Origin of the sequence: Klebsiella sp. CN_Kp106, assembly GCF_040064575.1 — a bacterium.
Taxonomy (GTDB): Bacteria; Pseudomonadota; Gammaproteobacteria; order Enterobacterales; family Enterobacteriaceae; genus Klebsiella; species Klebsiella michiganensis.
Window position 1 is genome coordinate 1 of sequence record NZ_JBEAIG010000041.1, and the last position, 537, is coordinate 537.

Consider the following 537-nt stretch of genomic DNA (forward strand, 5'->3'; position numbering starts at 1 on the left):
ATCGCTGTCAGAATCCGAATCGCTGTCAGAATCCGAATCACTGTCGGAATCGGCATCGCTGTCAGAGTCCGAATCGCTGTCCGAATCCGAATCGCTGTCGGAATCGGCATCGCTGTCAGAGTCCGAATCGCTGTCGGAGTCAGAGTCAGAGTCAGAGTCCGAGTCGCTGTCGGAGTCGGAGTCCGAATCGCTGTCGGAATCGGAGTCGCTGTCGGAGTCAGCATCGCTGTCCGAGTCGGAATCACTGTCGGAGTCCGAATCACTGTCGGAGTCGGAATCGCTGTCGGAGTCCGAATCACTGTCGGAATCGGAGTCGCTGTCAGAGTCCGAATCGCTGTCAGAGTCGGAATCGCTGTCAGAATCCGAATCACTGTCGGAATCCGAGTCGCTGTCGGAATCCGAGTCACTGTCAGAATCGGAGTCGCTATCCGAATCCGAGTCACTATCCGAGTCCGAGTCGCTGTCAGAATCGGAATCGCTGTCAGAATCCGAATCGCTGTCAGAATCCGAATCACTGTCGGAATCGGCATCGCTGTC

General features: G+C 55.9%; 1 protein-coding gene. It reads right to left on the bottom strand.

Features of this window, described 5'->3' with window-relative positions:
- Positions 1–537 (bottom strand): hypothetical protein (locus ABLU96_RS11535; RefSeq protein WP_348862526.1); only part of this gene is annotated, 537 nt, incomplete at both ends.